6 protein-coding genes are annotated in these 19,868 nt (G+C 66.8%); all 6 read right to left on the bottom strand.

The genetic code is table 11. The annotated features are described in order from the left end of the window. Window positions 1-2 precede the first annotated feature (2 nt). From A5736_RS09955 to A5736_RS09930, 6 genes are read right to left on the bottom strand one after another with little or no spacing between them, the layout of a single operon-like run. On the bottom strand, window positions 3-4,574 hold the full coding sequence (locus tag A5736_RS09955; protein ID WP_076245928.1) for a non-ribosomal peptide synthetase: 4,572 nt from the start codon (window positions 4,572-4,574) through the stop codon (window positions 3-5). Beyond that, entirely contained in the window at window positions 4,574-11,164 is a 6,591-nt protein-coding gene (locus A5736_RS09950; RefSeq protein ID WP_076245926.1) for a non-ribosomal peptide synthetase, read from the bottom strand. Before A5736_RS09950 ends, A5736_RS09955 begins: the two co-directional genes overlap by 1 nt. Further along, window positions 11,157-14,270, bottom strand: coding sequence for a mycobactin polyketide synthase MbtD (gene mbtD / locus A5736_RS09945; RefSeq protein ID WP_076245924.1), 3,114 nt, complete (start codon window positions 14,268-14,270; stop codon window positions 11,157-11,159). The genes A5736_RS09950 and mbtD overlap by 8 nt, the downstream gene beginning before the upstream one ends. After that, window positions 14,270-15,586 carry a polyketide synthase gene (locus A5736_RS09940; protein WP_076245946.1) on the bottom strand — a complete coding sequence of 439 codons (1,317 nt, stop codon included), beginning with the start codon at window positions 15,584-15,586 and terminating at the stop codon, window positions 14,270-14,272. Before A5736_RS09940 ends, mbtD begins: the two co-directional genes overlap by 1 nt. Further along, complete coding sequence (locus A5736_RS09935) at window positions 15,579-16,343, bottom strand: thioesterase II family protein (protein WP_076245922.1); 765 nt, start codon at window positions 16,341-16,343, stop codon at window positions 15,579-15,581. The genes A5736_RS09940 and A5736_RS09935 overlap by 8 nt, the downstream gene beginning before the upstream one ends. Then, on the bottom strand, window positions 16,340-19,849 hold the full coding sequence (locus tag A5736_RS09930; RefSeq protein ID WP_076245920.1) for a non-ribosomal peptide synthetase: 3,510 nt from the start codon (window positions 19,847-19,849) through the stop codon (window positions 16,340-16,342). Before A5736_RS09930 ends, A5736_RS09935 begins: the two co-directional genes overlap by 4 nt. Between the last annotated feature and the right edge of the window lie 19 nt (window positions 19,850-19,868).

Below are 19,868 nucleotides of genomic sequence, written 5' to 3'. Positions count from 1 at the left end.
CATCACAGCGCACCCGCCAGCACCGCAATCGCGTCGCGCCACAGGCGGATTAATTCGGTGGCTTCCTCTTCAGTGGTGAGCAGCTCACTCCAAATCCAGCTGGTCCGTAACCGGGGACCCGCTGCCGTGCCCTCTACCACCGCGACCACATCGAAGGTGTAGCGCAACGGCAAGTCCGGCTCGCTTGCGATCGGAATCGACTCGGTTAGACCATCGTCCGTGAGCGGTGTCCATGGCGCCCCGGGTTGCAGCATGGGGCCGAGGTCCACTCGGCCCAAATAGTTGAACTCCACCTGTGGATGAGGTGCGACGGCCAGGTCAGGGTCGCGCCGCTGATAACGCAGCAGCCCATAGTCCAGCCCGCGGTTCGGCACCGCCGCTACGTGGTCAGCCACCGCACGCAGCAGATCGCGGGCTGAGGCTGGGTCGCGGCGCGCGGTCTCGACGTCGACCGGTCGCTCGGCAACGCCGAGTCGAACCGGGAAGACATTGGTGAACCAGCCCGCAGTCATCGAGGTATCGACCTCGACCCCACCGGCATCATCGCCGGCGACAAGCGCGTCTTCCCGTCCGTGGCTCTCCAACGCCACCAACACTCCAGCGCCGGCCTGTTGGTCGCGGCTTACCCGCCATGACGTCAGCGTCAACGTCAACGCGGTCAACAGGAACTCCCGAACGCCGATGTCCGCGCCGGCGTCAGCCAGCTTGTCGAGCAGCCTGCGCGTCTCGGTCACCTCACTTAATGACCCGCTCACCCGAAGCGATGCCCAGGTGTCGTGCGTCGGATCGGGCAGCCTGGCCCCCAACATCGGGTCTGGCCCAGCCAACTGGGCCAGCCAATAGTCACGCTGGGCGGCGACATCGGTACTGCGCGACCGCTGCTCGAGAAGCCGCGACCACTCTCGATAAGAGGTCCACTCGGCCGGCGGCGCTGGTCCGTCCTCCCGGAGTTGGGCCCATGCACCCGAGAGACCGGCCAGTAGCGCATACCAGGACACGGCGTCGGTGGCCAGGTGATGCACCACGAGCAGCATGCAACCGGTCTCGGGCCCGGGGACGTCACACCACAGCGCCCGCACCATCGCGCCGTTGAAGGGGTCGATGCTATCGATGACGGCGCGGGCGTGGCTGGCGAGCGTCTGGTGGGCGGGTCCGGACACCCGGGTCAGGATCTCTTGCGCCTGTACCGAACCCGGGGGGCGGCTGACCAGCCGGTAGCACCCATCGACAACGTCGAGCCGGGCGCGCAACATGTCGTGGCGGTCCAACAAAGTTTGCAGCACCGCCTCGAGATTTTCGGCGCCGATGCCGGGCGGCAACGCGATGATCAGCATTTGGCTGAACCTGCGAAAGTTCCCGTACTCGTACATCCACGACACGATCGGTGCCGGGACGATCTCGCCGCAACGCTCGGCACGTGGCGGGGCGGCGTCTGCTGGTGCCCCGCCCATATCGATCGCGGCGGCGAGCTCACGGACGGTGGCGCACTCCAGGATTAGTCGGGGCCGCAGCGCCAAGCCCCTCGCCCGCGCCGCCTGCACGACCGACAGCGCCGTGATGCTGTCCAGCCCCAGTTGTAGGAAATCCGCGGTGACGTCGATCCGCGGCAACCCCAGGATCTCCGTAAGCACTTCTGCCAGAGTCGATTCCGTGACCGTTTCGGGCTCGGACTCCACCGCGGCCCCGTCGGCGATATCGGTGTCGGCTAGCGCGGCTTCGTCCAGCTTCCCGTTTGCGGTCAACGGAATTTTGTCGACGGTGACGATGCGCTGCGGAATCATGTAGCGCGGTAGGTGGGTGCTGAGCATGCTCCGCAGCTCGCCCGCCGATGGCCGTTGCCCGGTCGCTTCGGTGGTGGCCACGTAGGCCGTCAGCCGCGGCACGCCCCGACGCTGGCGGACCAGAACACCTGCTTGGCGGACGGCCGGATGCGACTCGAGTACGGCCGCGATCTCGCCGGGCTCGACGCGGTGGCCGCGGATCTTCAGCTGAGCATCGGCGCGTCCGACGTACTGCAGTGAGCCGTCGGGCAACCGACGCACCAGGTCGCCGGTGCGGTACATCCGCTCCCCGGGAGCGGACGGGTCGGCGACAAAGCGCGTAGCGGTCTCTCCAGGTCTGCCCAGATAGCCGCGGGCGAGCTGCGCGCCGCCCAGATACAGCTCGCCGGTCGCTCCAGACGGCATCGCGCGCAGTTCGGAATCCAGTACGTAGCCCCAAGTTTGGAGAGTCGGCCGCCCGATCGAAGGCTGGTCATGCTCGGCGATGGTCGCTACCATCGCCTCGACCGTGGTCTCGGTGGGACCGTAGCAGTTGTACGCCGACATGGCCGTGCGGTTGCACTCGGTGCGGATCCAAGCCCATGCGGCGCCACTGACTGCTTCCCCGCCCAGCGCTAACACGGTCAACGGAACCGTGCTCAGCAAACCGCACGCGCGCAGTTGAGCAAACATCGAAGGGGTGGTGTCGATCATGTCGATGCCGCACTCGGCGATCGTGCGAACCAGCGCCTCGGCGTCGGTCTGGGTGTGCTCGTCGACGACGTGCACGCTATGGCCGTCGAGCAGTGCGACCAACGGCTGCCAGGCGGCATCGAACGCGAACGACCATGCATGGGCGATGCGCAGCCGTCGACCGAGTCGGGCGGCGGCGGGGCGCAGCACACTGTCCAAATGGTCGTCGGCGTACGCACCGAGCGCTGCGTGAGTTCCGATGACGCCCTTGGGTTCTCCCGTAGTCCCGGAGGTGAAGACGGCGTAGGCCGCTTGGGCGGGTGCGGCGTCGACGGGCCGGAAGTCACCACCGTTCTCGCCTTCGCTGTCCTTCATCAGTTGCTCGTCGATGGTGATCGTCGCACCACTTTGGCGCAGAATCGAATCCACTCGTTCCGGGGGCGTACCCGGCTCCATCGGCACACACGTGGCGCCGGCCTTGAGCACGGCGAGCATCGCGATGACATACCGCGGGCCGCGGGGAAGCCGGATCGCGACCGGGGTTTCGATCGCGGCCCCACGAGCGACGAGCATCGCGGCCATTCTGTTGGCCGACGCGTCCAATTCGCGATAGCTCAGCGTGCCGCCCGCCCAGCTGATTGCGCAGCTGTCTGGCATGGCCGCCGCGATCGAGGCGAAGCGAGCGTGGATTCCGCTCGAGCTGGGTGCGGTGAGCGCACCGCCAGACAACGACCGCCGCAATGGTGCCGCCTCGTTGTCGAGCAGCACGCTGACCTCACGCAACGGGCGGTCCCACGACTGCAGCAGTCGCTCGGCGGCCGTCAGTACCCGGCGGCCGAGTGTCGCCGCGGTCGTGACGCCCAGCGCGCCATCGATTACTTCCATCATCAGGACCAGCTCGCCATCGTCTGGGTGGGCGGCGAGTGTGACCGGGAAATGAGACAGGCTCTCCACGGCGGCGGGGCGGAAAGTCACGCCGGCAGCGGTCAATTCGCCGCCGGCAACCAGTCCGTCCAGCGGGAAGTTCTCATAGACCAGCAGGCTGTCGAACATCTCGCCGACACCGCCCAGCGTCCGCAGCTGCGCGTGGCTGAGGAAGCTGTGGTCACGCAGCAGGGCCGCATCGTGTTGGACGGCGCGGCACTGCTCACCGGCGGTGCCGCCCGGGTCGAGCCGCACGCGCAACGGCACGGTGTTGATGAATAGACCGATCATGGTCTCGACTCCGGCCAACTCGGCCGGTCTGCCGGACACGGTGACCCCGAATACCACATCACAGCAATCGGTCAGCCGCGACAACACCAGGGCCCAGGCCATCTGCATCAGGGCACTGATGGTGATACCGCGGGAGCGCGCGGTATCGGCCAGCCACGTTGTCTTTGCCGCGTCCATGCGCAACTCGGTGCGTCGCGGCAGACGCGTCCGGTCCGTACTCGCCTCGACCGAGCCGAAAGCGGCCGAGAGCAGCGTCGGGCCGGGCAGGTCGGCCAGGTGCCGACGCCAGATCTGTTGGCTGGCAGCGTGGTCGCGGCTCGCTAACCAACCGATGTAATCGCGGTACGGCCGCGGGGCCGCGGGCAACGCTTCGAGATCTCCACCGGACCGGTACAAGGTCATCATCTCGTTGACGAATACCGGCAGCGACCATCCGTCGATGACGATGTGGTGGGCGGTGATCACCAAACGCCAGTGGGCGCCCGGCAATTCGATGAGCAGGAAACGCACTGCGGGGGTGCGCTCGAAATCGAACGGCCGACGCCGCTCGTCGGCCTCCAAAGCCTGGACGTCCTCACGCGCCGCCGTGATATGTCGCCAGGGCAGGTCAACCGATGACGGCACGAGCTGCACCGGCCGGGCAATCCCGCGGCTGAAGAAACTCGCCCGAAGATTCGGGTGACGCGCCAACATCTTTGCCGCGCAATCACGTAGCAGTGCGGTATCGAGTGCGCCGGAGATGTCGGCTGCCATCCCCATCACGTACGGATCATCGGCCGGTTCGTCTGCGGTGAATTCGGCCAGCATGGTCAGCGAATACAAGCCCTCCTGCAAAGGGCTCAGGGCCATCACGTCCTCGATGTCGGGCGCAGTGGCGGGCCCAGAGCCGGTATCGGTGGCGGTCATCACGTACCGCCTTGCGATGTCGACCAAAGGCGGGTCACGGCAGCGAGATCGGCAGATGACAACCCCGAGGTACTCATCGGCTCGAAGCGCGTATCGGTTAGCTCGTCTTCCGGCTCGACCATCGCGTCCTCGTCGCGCGCATCGAGCGCGGCGGCCAGAAGCTGCACCGTGGGGTGCTCGAAGACCATCCGCGGGCTGACCGCGAGGCCGGCGGCCCGCGCCCGGGCGGCCAGCTGCACCGAGAGAATGCTGTCACCGCCGAGGGTGAAGAAGTCGTCGAAACGCCCGACCGCCGAGGTCGACAGAAGGTCGGCGAACACCGCGGCCAGCGCGCGTTCGGTCTCGGTGCACGGCGGTTCAATCTGGCCGCTCGTACTGACCGTCGGTTGAGGCAGGCCGGGCCGATTCAACTTGCCTGATTCGGTTTTGGGTAGCTTGTCCAACACGGTCAGAGACGACGGCAGCATGTAGCCAGGCAGCGTCTCAGCGACCGCGGCCCGCACGGAACCCGCGAATGCCGCTTTCCCCGCCTCGTCGGCGATAGGACGTTGCGGCACAACGTATCCGGCTAGTGAAGTGCTCCCGTGCAGATCCCAGCTGCGGGCTGCCGCGGCGGCGACACCGTCAGCTGCCGACAGTGCGGCTTCGACCTCGGCCAATTCGACGCGGAAGCCGCGCACCTGCACCTGGTGGTCTATCCGGCCGGCGAACTCCAGCTGGCCGTCGGCGGTCCACCTGGCCAGATCGCCACTGCGATACAACCTCGCACCGGGCTCAGTGCCAAACGGATTGGCGACAAAACGCGACGCGGTCAGACCGGGCCGCTTCCAGTATCCCCGAGCCAGTTGGTCACCGGCGTAATACAACTCGCCCACGACGCCAACAGGCACCGGGCGCAGGGCATCGTCGAGCAGATACGCCTCGGCTCCCGATACGGGCTTGCCAACGCGCGGAGTCGGTGGGTGCAGCCGCCCTCGCACCACGGCGCCGGAAGTCTCAGTAGAGCCGATGTTGTTCAAGAGTTCGGGGCCATTGCCGTCGCTATCGGCGCAGGCGGCCGCCAGGCGCTCCAGCAACGACGCGCTCACCGGTTCACCGCCGCACACCAGACGGGACAGTGCGCGCAGCGCGTCGGGTCTGCTGTCCACCAGGGCGGAGACCAAGCTGGGTACCGCGGTCACTTGCGCGACCGAATGCCTTCGCATCAATGCCCCCAGCGCTTCGGGATCGCGGTGCTCGGCATCATCGGCGAGGATCATGGTGGCTCCTGCCGCCAGACCGGCCAGCAATTCCATGGGACCCTCGAGGAAGGTGATCGAGGCCTGTGCCAACCGAATGTCCTCGGCTCTTGGCGGGTAAAACTGCAACTGCCAGTTCAGCCGGGCCGCCATTCCACGATGAGTGCCCAGTACCCCCTTCGGCTTGCCAGTAGACCCGGACGTGAACACAAGGTACATCGGGTCATCGGGGTGTGGCAGCAGCTGACGCGACGGTGAGTCCGCACCATCCGAGGTCTCGACTGCGGCACGCACCTGCGGGTCGTCGAGCGAAAGCAGCGTGACCTCAGTTATTTTCGGCATCGTCTCGACCGCGTCGGCGGTGACTATCACGACCCCCGGCTCGACGTCGTCGAGCATGAACTGTTTGCGCGCCAACGGGTAACCGGGATCGATCGGGAAGTAACCGGCGCCGGTTTTCATAATGCCCATGAGCGCAACTACCAGGTCGATACCGCGGCGCATCGACAATCCGACCAACGATCCCGGTCCTACACCGCGCTCCGCCAGGAGCGCCGCCATATTGTCCGAACGACGGTGCAGCGCAGGGTAATCGATCTGTTCATTGCCGCACCGCACCGCAATCCGGTCGGGCCCCAATTGCCTACTACGCTCCAGCAGCTCAGGGATGGTGCGGAGGCGAGCGTGGGCCGGCTCGGCGCCCCGGCTCCAATTACCCAGGATGTGCTGGCCCTCGACCGCGTCGATCAGCTGTACGTCTCGCAAAGTCTGGTCGACATTGCTTGCAAATTCGTTGATGACCTGCGACAGCCAGTCGGCCAATCGCTTGATAGTGGACGTGCGGTAGAGCTCCGTGCGGAAGATGACGTTGCCGGCGTATCCGGTGTCGTCCGAGCCGTCGGAGCCGAAGAAATTGATGCTCAGATCAGCCTGCGCCATATCGAAGGTTGGGGGCAGTACGTTGCACACGGTGTCTTGCGCCGAACCGTCCACAGCCGAGTCCATCACGCGGACAGCGGGCAGCTGATCGCGAACGTGCACGACAACTTGGAACAGCGGATTGCGGGCCAGCGAACGCATCGGGCTAACGCTGTCGACCACGCGGTCAAATGGCAGGTCTTGATGCGCGTAGGCGGCCAGCGCCATTTCGCGAGCCCTGGTCAGCACTTCGCGCAACGTCGGGTTGCCGCTCAAGTCGTTTCGCAGCACCAGGATATTGACGAAAAAGCCGACCAAGTGCTCCAATTCGGCTTCGCTGCGGCCCGCGACCGGAGTACCCAGCGGAATGTCAACGCCACCGCCGGCCTTGTGCAGCACCACCGCAACGGCGGCCTGCAGCAGCATGAACTCGGTGATGCCCAGCTCGCGGCTCAGTGCCGTCAGCTTGTCTCGTGTTGCCGAGTCAATGCGAAATTCGACCGACTCGCCCTCCCCACTGGGCACCGGCGGCCGCGGGAAATCCGGGCGCAGGCCGGTGTCCTCGGGGAGCTCGGCGAGCTGGCGGTCCCAGTACTCTTGTTGTGCGCGTGCGACGGCCGACTCGTCTGCCGATGCATCACCGAGAAAAGCGCGCTGCCACGCCGCGTAGTCCGCGTACTGCACGCGCAGTGGCGCCCACGACGGCGCTTCCCCGGCGCGCCGGGCGCGATAAGCGGCCATCAAATCGGCGAACAACACACCCCCCGACCAGTGGTCGGAGGCAATATGGTGCACCACCAGCGACAACACATGCTCATCGCCGGTACCCAGCACGGCCACGCGAATCGGCCAGTCCCGGTCCAGCTCGAAACAGTGCCGACGCTCGAGGTCAAGCTGCTCCTTCAACCAGGACGCACTGCCCTCGCGGGAACCTTCCCACGCGGCACGGCGCACCGGCAATTCCGCAACTGGGTTGACCACTTGGTATGGCACACCGTCGATTTCAACGTAGGTGGTGCGCAGGATCTCGTGCCGGGTGACAACGTCGCCGACGGCAGAGATCAGCGCGTCAACGTCCAACGGCCCAGTCATTCTCGCCGCAAAGGGAATGTTGTTGACCGGGCCCGGGCCCTCGATCCGGAACGCGAACCAGCTGCGCAGCTGTGAGGCCGACAGCGGCAGCGGCTCATCGTGGGTGGTCGCGATCAGTTTGGGCCGCGACGGCGCGATGTCGCCGGAGCGAAGCTGGTCCACTCGGGCCGCCAGTCGGGTTACCGTCCCCAGTTCGAAAACATCCCGGATACCAAGTTCGACACCACATTCCGCACGAATTGCGGTGATCAGCTTGGTCGCCACCAGCGAATGACCGCCCAGGTCGAAGAATGAGTCGTCGGCACCGACCCGGTCGTGGCCGAGCAGAGTGGAAAATAGGGCGGCTATGCGTCGCTCGGAAGGCGTTGTGGCATCGCGGTATTGGGTTCGCGTTGCGATCTGGGGCTGTGGCAATGCTGCGCGATCGATCTTGCCGTGGGCGGTGATCGGAATCTCGTCGAGCACCACATACGCTGCCGGCGTCATGTATTCCGGTAATGCCGCAGCAACTCGGGCCCGGATCCGTTCGACGTCGACAGTGTCAGCACCACTCGGGGTCACATACCCGACCAGACTCTTGCCCAGCTGTGGCAGCTCAGTGGCCACCACGACCGCCTGCCCGACGCTGGGATCGACCGAGATTGCGGCGGCAACCTCGCCGAGCTCAATACGGAAGCCGCGGATCTTTACCTGTTCGTCAGCGCGGCCGACGAATTCGATATCCCCATCGGCATTTCGGCGCGCCAAATCGCCCGAACGGTACAGCCGCCCGCCCGGGGTGAACGGGTCGGCGATGAAACGCTCGGCCGTCAACCCCGACCGACGATGGTAGCCGTGTGCGACATGGGTTCCACCGATGTAGATTTCGCCGATCACACCGACCGGCACCGGCCGCAGCGCATCGTCGAGCAGATGCACCTGGGTATTGATCTTGGGACGGCCGATTGGCACCACCCGGGTCCCCTGGCTGCCCTCCACGGGATAACTGGTCGCGTTGACGACGGTCTCGGTAGGTCCGTAGAAGTTGTATAGCAACGCGTCGAAGGTGGCGTGAAACTTGTCGGCAATCTCGCCAGGCAGCGCCTCCCCGCCGATGGGCACCCGGCGCAACGTGCGCCACTGATTGACGCCGGGCAGCGATAGGAACAGGCCCAGCAGCGACGGTACGAAATGCATCGAGGTGATGCCCTCGCGGCTTAGCAGATCGGTCAGATATCCGATGTCGCGCAGTCCGTCTGGTCGCGGAATCACCAGCCGCGCACCACAAATCAATGTGCCGAAGATTTCACCCATTGATACGTCGAAGCTGGGCGACGCCACCTGCAGCAGCCGGTCGGTTTCGTCGACGCGATATTCCTCACCGAACCAGACGAAGTACTCGGTGATCGGTGCGTGCGGAACCGGAACACCTTTGGGGAGCCCGGTCGAACCCGACGTGTAGATCAGGTAAGCGGTGTTGTCCGGTCGCAGCGGCCGCACCAACTCGTTGGTCGCCGGGTCGGCGGTAGGGTAGTCCGCCAAACCCGTAACCGGCTCGCGCAGCACCAGTTTGGCGTCCGCATCACCCAAGATGAACGTCAGTCGATCATCCGGATATGTCGGGTCGATCGGAAGGTAGACCGCGCCGGCTTTGACGATGCCCAGCGCAGTGGTGACCAGCTCCGGTGATTTGTCCAGCAAAACCGCGACGCGGTCCTCGGTCCCAATTCCCTGTTCGATCAGCCAGTGCGCCAGCCGGTTTGCCTCCGCATTGATCTCGCGGTAGCTGAACTGGCGGCCCTCGTAGACAACCGCGACGGCGTCAGGAGACAGCGCCGCGCGCTCGGCGACCAATGCGGGCAGCGTCGCCGGTGGGGTCGCGAACGTCTCACCGGCGGATACCCGGCGCAGCCAATCGACGTCGTCGGCGCTCATCAGCGCGCAATCCGACAGCGCGGTGTCCGGGCTGGCCAGCATGCTGTCCAGCAGGATGGTGTAGTGGCCGAGCAGCTGCTCCACCAGCGGCCGATCCAAGACCTCGACCAGGTACTCGGCTTCGACCAGTGCATCGCCGAGCCCGCCGGCCGTACCAGTCAGTTCGATCATCAGACCCAGCGGGAGCTGGTTGAAGTGACCGCGCAGCTCGGCGCGCTCACATTCCACCCCGGGCGGGCAGAAGCCACCGCCGTCGGGCTCGCGTAATCCAAAGCTGACCCGGGTCATTCGCTCGGCGCCATGCCGGCGGTCCGGGTTGAATTCGCGCACCAGCCACTCCAGGTCTGCGCGCGAGTGAGCGAAGGCACCGACCGCGCTGTCGCGGGTCTCGGCGACCAGCTCCCGGAAAGTCTGCTGCGGCTGCGGCCGCATCCGTATCACCACGGTGTTGCCGAAGAAGCCGATCACATCGTCGGTGTCGGGGCCACGATTGAGCACCGGTGCCGCGATGAGGAATTCGGTGGCATGGGTGTAGCGGTGCACCAACGCACCGAACGCCGCCATCAACACCATGTAAGGGGTAGCGCCGACCTCCCGGGCCAGCGCCGTCGCCCGGTCAACCGTGCCCGCAGGCAACCGAGTCGTCACCCGTTGCGAGCGCCAGGTGGTCGGCACAACGGAACCGTTGGAACCGGGAAGTTCAAGCGGCTCAGGCAGGTCCGTGACCAACGAACGCCAGTAGGCTAGGTCTTCCTCTAGGCGTGCACCTACTGGTTCGCAGGGGGCCGGGGCAGACACGGACGTCGCCGCAACAGCACCTGGATTGGTGTAGGCCTGAGTCAGGTCGGTGAAAAACGGCGCCCACGATCCGTCATCCCAGGCGATGTGATGGGCGGTGAGCAACAGGATCAGCTCGTCGGCGGCCACCCGCACCACGGTGATCCGCAGGGGCGCGTCCTTGGCGAGGTCGAATGGGCGGCCAAACTCCCGTTGCGCCAGTACTTCCAGCCGCAGCCGGCGAGCTTGCTCGGGCAGCCCGGACAGGTCATGGTCTGTCCAGCCCGGGCGCAGCTCGTGGTGAATGACTGGTTGCGGGTCGCCACTGCTGTCGGTCTGGTAGGTGGTGCGCAATACGGTGTGCCGCGCCGCGACGGCATCCACCGCGCGTCGCAGCCGACCGACATCAATTGCGCCCGTGACACGATAGGAGACACAGACATTGAGCAGGGCGCTGGCCGGGTCGACCGATTGCACGAACCACATCCGTCGTTGACCATCCGACATTTCCGGATGCTCCTCGGCTGCCACGCCCGCAAGCGTGTTCTCCGCGACAGCCGGCCGGGCCAGGCCACGCTCAGCAATCCGTCGACGCAACAACTCCAACCGCTGTTCGTCGAGCTGAATGTCAGCACCCGTGATGTCAGTCACGCGTAGGTTCCAACCTTTCTGGTGTGTTAAACGCCGAGAGCTGCGCCGTGCCTGCAACGGATGCGCGCTCCGACGTAGGGGGCGCGATCGGCCCGCCGGCCGAACCGGAGCGCAACACCTTGATCAGTTCACCGACCGTGATGCCGCCAAGCATGCGAGCCACCGGAGCCGAGCGGCCCACCGTCCGGCGTAGCCGCTTGCGCAGATCAAGCGCCAGTAGTGAGTCCAGACCGAGGTCAACAAGCGACGCACCGAGGTCAATCGACTCCGAATCGCCCAAGTGCAGCGTCGCGGCCAGCTCGGTGCACACAGTTTCGGCGAGCGGTTTCGAATCAGAGCCGTTGCCACTCGAGGCGCCATCGACGTTCGGCGGCGCGCCGAACGGCATTGGAATTCCCTGGCTCTCGAAAAACACTCGGAGCCGGTCGAAGTCGGCGGTGAAAATCAGTGGATCTTCAGCGTGTCCAGCCATACCGGCATCCAGCGCCGCGTCCGGTTCCATCGCTCGCAGACCGGAGCGCTGCGTGCGGGTGATCTCCCACTCCCCGACGACGCCTGCGCTCTGCCACAGTCCCCATCGAATCGCCGCGCAGTCCCGTCCGCTGGCTCGCATTTGGGCGGCCAATACGTCGAGCATCCGGTTGGATGCCGCGTAGGCGGCATGACCGTGACCACCCCACACCCCGAACACTGACGAACAGGCCAGGATCCGGCTATCGGGCCGCAGTGGCCAGGTATCAGCCAATAACGCCAACCCGGCCACCTTCGCGGCACACACTGCTGCAATGTCCACGCCGGTGAGCTCGGAACGCTGCCGAGTCATGGCGATACCCGCGGTATGAATGACCAACGACGCGCCTGAACCGGCGTATTTGGCGGCGACGGCGGACAGTGCGGCGCGGTCCGTGATGTCGCACCGCGGGGCGTGCACCTCGACGTCGTGGCGACTCGCCAGCTGGTCCAACACGCGTGGGTCCACACCGTTGCGGCTCAACAGGACAACTGTTCGCGCGCCCTGTTCGATGCAGTACCGCGCATACCGCAACCCGATGGCTCCGCTGCCGCCCGTGATCACCACATTCTCTAGCTCGGCGGCATGAACCGGTCGCTTGGCCGCGGAACCGCGGCGCTCGCGGAATGTCCGAACGTAGCACCGCGGCGACATGTCATTGCGTGCCGCGCCGTTGACTCGCGTGCCATCACAAGAGCCGCCAACCCCGTTGTCACGCAACGCCGCTACGGTCGCATCGCCGCGCAGCACGCCGACGACAGCGGCCGCAGTCGCAGCATCGACATTACGCGACGGTAGGTCCAGGTTTCCGAACGTCTGATCCGGAAATTCGAAGCCAACACTGCGGTGCATGGCGGCCAGCGCCGCCTGCGCCGGCCTGACGTCCGGGTCATCGGGACGAACCCGTTCGGCGCCCGCGGTGAGCAACCAGACGGCCCGGCATCGGGATCCGATGAGCATTGCGTAGTCGGGCAGTCCCACGTCGGCCAGGCCCGCGATATCTTCGATCGCGGCCACTACGTCGAGCGTCTCGAGTGCGGGAGCGATCACCGCGATGATTTCCGCCTCGTTGGCAGGCACCACACGGCAGTCACGGTGCGCCATGACGGCCTCGGTCAGCATCCCAGCGGTATCGCCGACGATCGCGATAGCGCTTGGCGGCGTGTTCTGCGTGGGGGGCGCCACGGCGTACTGCCAGTCCTCGACGGCGATAGTGAGATCAGCGGTCGGTTTGGACACATCGTCGGCTAGTGCTTCCGGCGCCACCCATAGGTGAATCGCCCGCATCGGCGCATTCGGGAACCCGCGCAGCGGCGGCCGGATGCCACCGGGGATCGTGTCGACCCAGTGGCAGCCAGGATCAGCGATGGCGACGGCGGCGACGTTCGCCGACAACTGGTCGATGATCGACTCGTCACGATGCCCCGAGCCGACGACCACAGCCGAGTCCTGCTCGACCAGGCCCATGAGCGGATACAGCAGGGACGGGTGCGCGGACAACTCAACGAAGGTGTTGGCTCCGAGCTTCTGGGCGGCCGTTACCGCCTGGTCGAACCGGACAGTGCTGCAGAGGTTTTCATACCAATATTCGCCGAAATTTGTGTCACCGCCGACCTCTGTGCCGAAAGTCGAGCCGACGAACGCCACCGGCCCCTGCTGAAATGCGGAGCCGGGTACCAGCTCGGCCAGCTCGGCACGCAACAATCGCAGAATGCTGGTATGGCCCGGGTAATCCACGGATAGCTGGTGGGCGAACATGCCACGCTGCTGCGCTAGCCGCACCGCACCGACTACGGCGTCGTGGTCGCCGGCCACCACGGTCGACAACGGCCCGTTTACCGCTGAAACTTCTAGCCAGCCCGGTGTTTCGCCGATCACAGACTCGGCCTCGTCGAGGCCCACGCCGAGGACCGCCATCGCGTACCTGCCCGGCAATCGACCCACGATCGCCGCCCGCGCCCCCACCAGGGTCACGGCATCGGGTAACGACAATGATCCGGCCACATAAGCCGCCGCGACCTCACCAAGGCTGTGCCCGATGGTGATATCGGGAAGGACTCCGTGGGATCGCCATTGCCGGGCCAGGCTGACCGCATGGGTGAACTGCGCGCCCTGAATGTGGGTACGCGACCACTGCCCTTCCAGCACTTCCGTGAGGTAGGGCAATGGTGACGGCAGTCCGGCGTCGACGAAGGCTCGAGCGCATCGATCGGCCTCGGCGCGGTACGCCGGCAGTCGCTGGTAGGCGACTGCGCCCATCGATTGCCATTGGTTTCCCTGACCGGGAAACACGAACGCGATAGACGTCGCACCGCCTTTCGAGGACCGGGCGACCAGCGGGTGCTCGTCGCCACGAGCCAGTGCCGAAAGGACGGCGGCGAGTTCGCCGCGGTCTGCCGCCCGCGCTACCACGCGGTGCCGTCGCACCCGCCGCAGACGCAGCAGGGTAGACGCGACCGCCGTCGTCAGATCGTCGTGGTCGCGGACACGGTCCAGATAATCCAGAACCGCCCGGGCATCCTGACCGATGAGCTTTTCGTCATGCGCCGACAGCAACACAGGCACGCGACCGTCGGGCAGAGGGTGCGTGAGCATTACGCGACCTCGGGAAGAGAGACGATCACATGCGCATTTGTGCCGGCAATGCCAAACGCCGAAGTGGCCGCGATCCGTTGCCCACCGATTGCGGGCCACGGCGTCAAAGTCCTTGCGAGACGCAAACCCTGACTTTCCCAGTCGATCTCAGGACTTGCCTCTGCCGCGTGCAATGTGGGCGGCACAGCTCCGTGCTCGGCGGCGACCAGAACCTTGGCTAGCCCCAGTGCGCCGCTGGCTGCCAAGGAGTGGCCCAAGTTGGATTTCACCGAGCCCAGCAGCGCGCCGCCGCCAGGTTCCGTGTCGCCGTATGTTTGCGCCAACGACCGCAACTCGGTGCGGTCGCCGAGTCTGGTACCGGTGCCGTGGCCCTCGACCATCCCAACCGCTTGGGGCCGGATCCCGGCCTGGCTGATGGCACGCCGAAACAGGCGAATCTGCGCTTCTGCGCTCGGGGCGCTCAGTCCGGCGCTGCGGCCGTCCTGGTTGACGGCGCTGGCGCGGACCTCTGCCACTATTTGCCGCCCGGCGCGCAGCGCCGCCGACTTTCGTTGCAGCACAAACATTGCCGCTCCCTCGGCCCAGACTGTTCCACTGGCCTGCGCACTGTAAGGGCGGCAATGCCCGTCATCGGAGAGCGCGTGTTGTTTCGAGAACTCAACGAAGAACCCGGGTGAGCCCAACACGTTGACTCCCCCGGCCAGTGCCAGGTCGCAGTCGCCGTTCTGTACCGAGCGCACGCAGACGTGGAACGCTGCCAGCGCGGACGCGCACGAGGAGTCCACCGTCAGTGCCGGGCCGGTCAGCCCCAGCGTGTAGGCGATCCGGCCGGAGATGACGCTCAGGGCGGTTCCGGCGAGGAGATGACCGCTGTGCGGGGAAAACCTGGCCATCTGGGGCCCGTATCCGGTAGCTGAGGCGCCGACAAAGCAACCCACGTCATGCCCGGACAGGTCGTCAGGATTGATCCCGCTATTTTCCAAGGCGCGCCAAGCCACCCGAAGCGCGACACGTTGCTGAGGGTCCATCGCGACGGCTTCGCGCGGGGATATACCAAAGAATTCCGGATCGAATGTGGTTGCACCGGAGAGGAATCCACCGCAGTCGTGGATCTGCTTGTAGCCGCCACGCCGCGACCCGGCGAACAACTCACGGATCGGCCAGCCACGGTCGGTGGGGAACGGTCCCAAGGCCTCACGGCCATGGGATAGCAGCTCCCAGTAACCCTCGGCGGTATCGATGCCGCCGGGGGCTTCAAGGGCCATGCCGACAATCACCACCGGATCTGTGGCGGAACCGAATGCGTCGTCAGGCATCGGCATTCACCCGCGCGGCGACATCACTGATGTGCTCGTTCAGATAAAAGTGCCCGCCGTCGTACAAGAACAACTCGAACGCACCCGCGGTGTGGTTCTCCCATAGCCGCAACGCGGCGGCATCGACCCGATGGTCATCACGTGCGCCCAGCACGGAGATATCGGCACGAATGCGCACGCCGGGCCCACAGTCGTAGCGATTGACCGCTTGATAGTCGGCCCGCACCGCGGTGGTCAGCAGCTCGGCGAACTCCTCGTCGGCAAGCAGCTCCGGGTCGGTACCGCCGAGATCGGCGATGTCAGCGAGCAGTTCGGTATCGCTGGTTGGGAGATCCGGCATGCCGGCTACGGCGCTCGGTGCCGGACCGGCCGACACCCACAGCCGCCGCACAACGGTGTCGTGGGCTTCGGCGATCCTGGCGAACTCGAAAGCGACGACCGCACCCATGCTGTGGCCAAAAAGCCGCAACGGCGTCACGCCACTCCAGGGTCCGCCGTCGAACAAGCCGCGGGCAAGATCATGGACGGTTCCGGGGGCGGGGTCACGCAGCCGGTCAGCCCGCTGTGGATACTGCACGATGTAGGTATCGCCCCCGCGGGCCAGCGCCGTCGCCAACCCTCGATAGCTTGCGGCGGCAGCGCCGGCATGCGGGAACACCACGGTAGCGCCCACGCGTCGTCCGTCGTCAGGTCCGGGAACCCGCTTGATCCAGGGCGCAAACACTGATGGCACATCTGCCAGATTGCGTAATGTCATTGTGTCGTCTCACTTTTGGTTGCAGCCGACAGAACCGAGTCAGCGTCCATGCGGATGACTTCCAGATACAACTCGGCGACCTGGTCCAGCCGCCCGCTGTCGTGCTCGCGGCTGCCCAACAATGCAGCGAGTGCGGAAACGGTTCGGGTGGCGAAGATGTCGGCGACCATGACGTCCGGGGTGTCCAGCCAGGTGCGAATGCGGGCAACGGCCTGCGTGGCCAACACCGAATCGCCGCCGAGCGCGAAGAAGTCATCGTCAACACCGACGCGTTGACCGGTCGGCGAAGAGAGTAGCTCGGCGACGATTTCGGTGAGCGCCGATTCCAGTGGCGTCGACGGAGCCCGGTAGCCGGCATCGCCCAATCCGGAAACCGCCGCGGCCAGCTCGGCGCCGACGGCGCGTCGGTCGATCTTGCCGCCATCGGTGAAGGGGATGCGCTCGACCACGGAAATGTATGCCGGAATCATGTGTGCGGGAACGAGTTCGACGAGGACCTCACGAATCCGCCGGGCGTCCAGGGCGACGTCGTCGAGGCAGACGTGGGCCGCCAACACCTCGGCGCCGCCCGGCGCGGGAACCAGGGCGGCGACGGCCGCGCGCACCCCGGGCACGCGGCGCAGCGACGCCTCGATCTCGCCGAGCTCCACGCGATAGCCGCTTATCTTGATCCGGTAGTCGGCGCGGCCGACGAACTCGAGGGTGCCGTCCGGCCAGTAGCGGGCCAAATCACCGGTGCGGTACCAGATCCGGCCGTCGCGGAGAACGAAACGTTCCGCGGTGAGTTCGCCGCGGCCGCGGTAACCCCGGGCGATGCCCCGTCCGGATATCCACAGCTCCCCCACGACCCAGTCGGGACAGTCGGCGCCGGCGTCGTTGACGACCCGGCATGCGATATTCGGGAACGGGACGCCGTAGGGCACGGCGGTCCAATCGGCCGGCAGGTCGTCGCTCACCTCGAAAATGGTTGCGTGGACGGCGGTTTCGGTCGCGCCGCCCAGCCCGGCGAAGCGCACGTTCGGTGCCAGGGCCCGCAACCGACGAGCCAGCCCGGGCCGCACCCAGTCGCCGCCGGTGGGCACCACCCGCAGCGACGACAGCCGCTCGTGGCCGACCTCGACGAGCATCTCCAGCCAGCCCGGCAGGAAGTTCAGCACAGTTACGCCGTGGTCGGCGATGAGCCGGGCCCACGCGTCGGGGTCACGTCGCTGTGCTTCGTCGACCACCACGATCGCCCCGCCCGCGCGCAACGTCGCGAAGACGTCCAGCACCGACATGTCGCATTCCAGCGTCGACAGGGCCAGGCACCGATCGGTGGTGCCGATATCGAAGTGGCGAGTGAGGAATTCGACGGTGTTCATCGCGCCGTCGTGCGTCATCTCGACGCCCTTGGGTTGCCCGGTCGAACCCGAGGTGAACAGCACGTAGGCGAGGTCGGCCGGATCGCCGCCCGCGGCCATGACGTCCGGCGGCGCGGCGGATGCGTCGCGCAGCACGTCGGCGATCGTCAACTCCGGCACCGACAACGACAGCGGCTTCCCGCCGCACACCAGGGCCAGACGCACTCCTCCGGTTTCGAGGATGCGCCGTGCGCGGTCGCGGGGTTGGTCGACCCCGATCGGCAGATACACGCCGCCCGCGGCCAGGATCCCCAGCAGCGCCGGCACCTGTTCGGCGGTCTTGGGGCCCATGACCGCGACCGTGTCGCCGGCGCCGATCCCGCTCGCCCGCAACGCCACCGCCACCGCCAGCGCCTGATCGCGCAACCGCGCGTAGCTGAGGTCGCCGGAGCTGGCGAACACCGCGGGCGCGTCCGGCCGCAGCCCGGCCTGCCGGAAAAACCCGTGGTGCAACGCCTCACCGCTGGGCGCGGCGGCCCGGCCGTTGACCGCGTCACGCACCGCGCGCTGCGCGGCCGGCAGCGCCGCGGGGCCGGGCGCATCCCAGGCATCGTCGGCCGCGGCCAGCCGGAGCAGCTCGTCGACGTGGTGGGCGAACATCGCGTCGATGACGCCGGGTGCGAAGACGCCGTCGCGCACATCCCAGTTCACCAGTACCCCGCCGTCGAACTCGGTGACCTGCGCGTCGAGCAGCACCTGCGGGCCCTGCGAGATGATCCATCCCGGGCGGCCGAATTGCCCGGTGACATCGGCGCTGAACAATTCACCGAGCCCCAGCGCGCTGGTGAACACCACCGGCGCCAACACCTGCGTGCCGCGGTGGCGGCTCAGGTCGCGCAACACCGACAGCCCGGGGTAATCGGAATGGGCGGCGGCCAGCCGCATGGCGTCCTGCACCGCTCGCGCCCGGGCCGCGGGGGTCCCCGCGCCGGTCAGGTCCACGTCGAGCAGCAGGGACGAGGTGAAGTCGCCGACCAGCAGGTCGACGTCGGGGTGCAGCGCCTGCCTGGCGAACAAGGGGACGTTCAGCAGGAACCGTTGCGAGGCGGACCACCGCGCCAGCGCATTGGCGAACGCCGCGGCCAGCGCCATCGCCGGCGTGATGCCGCGTGCCCGGGCGCGGGCGAACAGCGCGTCGCGGGTCGCCGGGTCCAGCCAGTGCCAACGACGGGTGCTCCGGCGTGACTCGCGGCCCCCGCTCGAGGGCAGCGCCGGCGGGTCGGGCAGCCGCGGGATGCGCTGCGCCCACCACTCGCGGTCGGCGTCGCGGGCGGGTTGCGGGCGCGTCTCCTCCCGCGCGACGGCCTGGCGGTATTCCCGGTAGCTGTAACCCAATTCGGGTAGATCGCGGCCGAGATAGAGGGCGGCCAGGTCCGACATCAGGGTGCGGTAGCTCATCGCGTCGGCGGCCTGCATGTCCAGGTCGACGTGCAGCCGCGAACGCTCACCTGGCAGCAGCGTCAACGCCAGTTCGAACACCGCCCCGTCGAGCTGCTGGTGTGATTTGGCGTCGCGGATCTCGGCCAGGCGCCGCTCGACGAGATCACCGTCGAGGTGGCGCAGGTCCTCGACGGTGACGGGGAAGTCTGGGCATTCCGAGGTCGAGGCGATGCGCTGGGTGCCGTCGGATCCGAACCGCACGCGCAGCATCGGGTGACGACGCGCCAGCCGGGTGGCCGCCGCGCGGAGCCGGTCAGGGTCGGTAGCGCCGCCGTCGAACTCGACGTAGAGGTGCCCGGCCACCCCGCCGAACGGCTGGTTGTCCTGGCGGCCGACCCACATCGCGTGCTGCATCGGGGCGAGCGGAAACGGCTCGTCGGAAGCGCCGTCATGGGGGGCGGGCGGGTCGGCTAGCGTGTCAATGGTTGGCGGCGAGCCGGCCGTCACCAACTCCGACCACGCCTCGATGGTCGGTGTCGCGGCCAGCGTGGCGAAATCTATTCCGATGCCGTGGCGGCGCCAGCGACCGGCCAGCGTCATCATCCGGATCGAGTCGAGGCCCTGGCCGATAAGGTTGCTCCCAGGCTGAACCGTGTCGGCGGGGACGCCGAGCAGCTCGGCCACCTCCGCGCGGATGTCCTCCGAGCACGCCGGGGCACGTACCACGAACCCTCCTCGGAATTAG

It is taken from the genome of Mycobacterium sp. SP-6446, assembly GCF_001954045.1.
In the GTDB taxonomy this organism is placed as follows: Bacteria; Actinomycetota; Actinomycetes; order Mycobacteriales; family Mycobacteriaceae; genus Mycobacterium.
The sequence above is the reverse complement of the archived record's forward strand: the minus strand, read 5'-3'. Positions and strand labels throughout refer to the sequence as shown.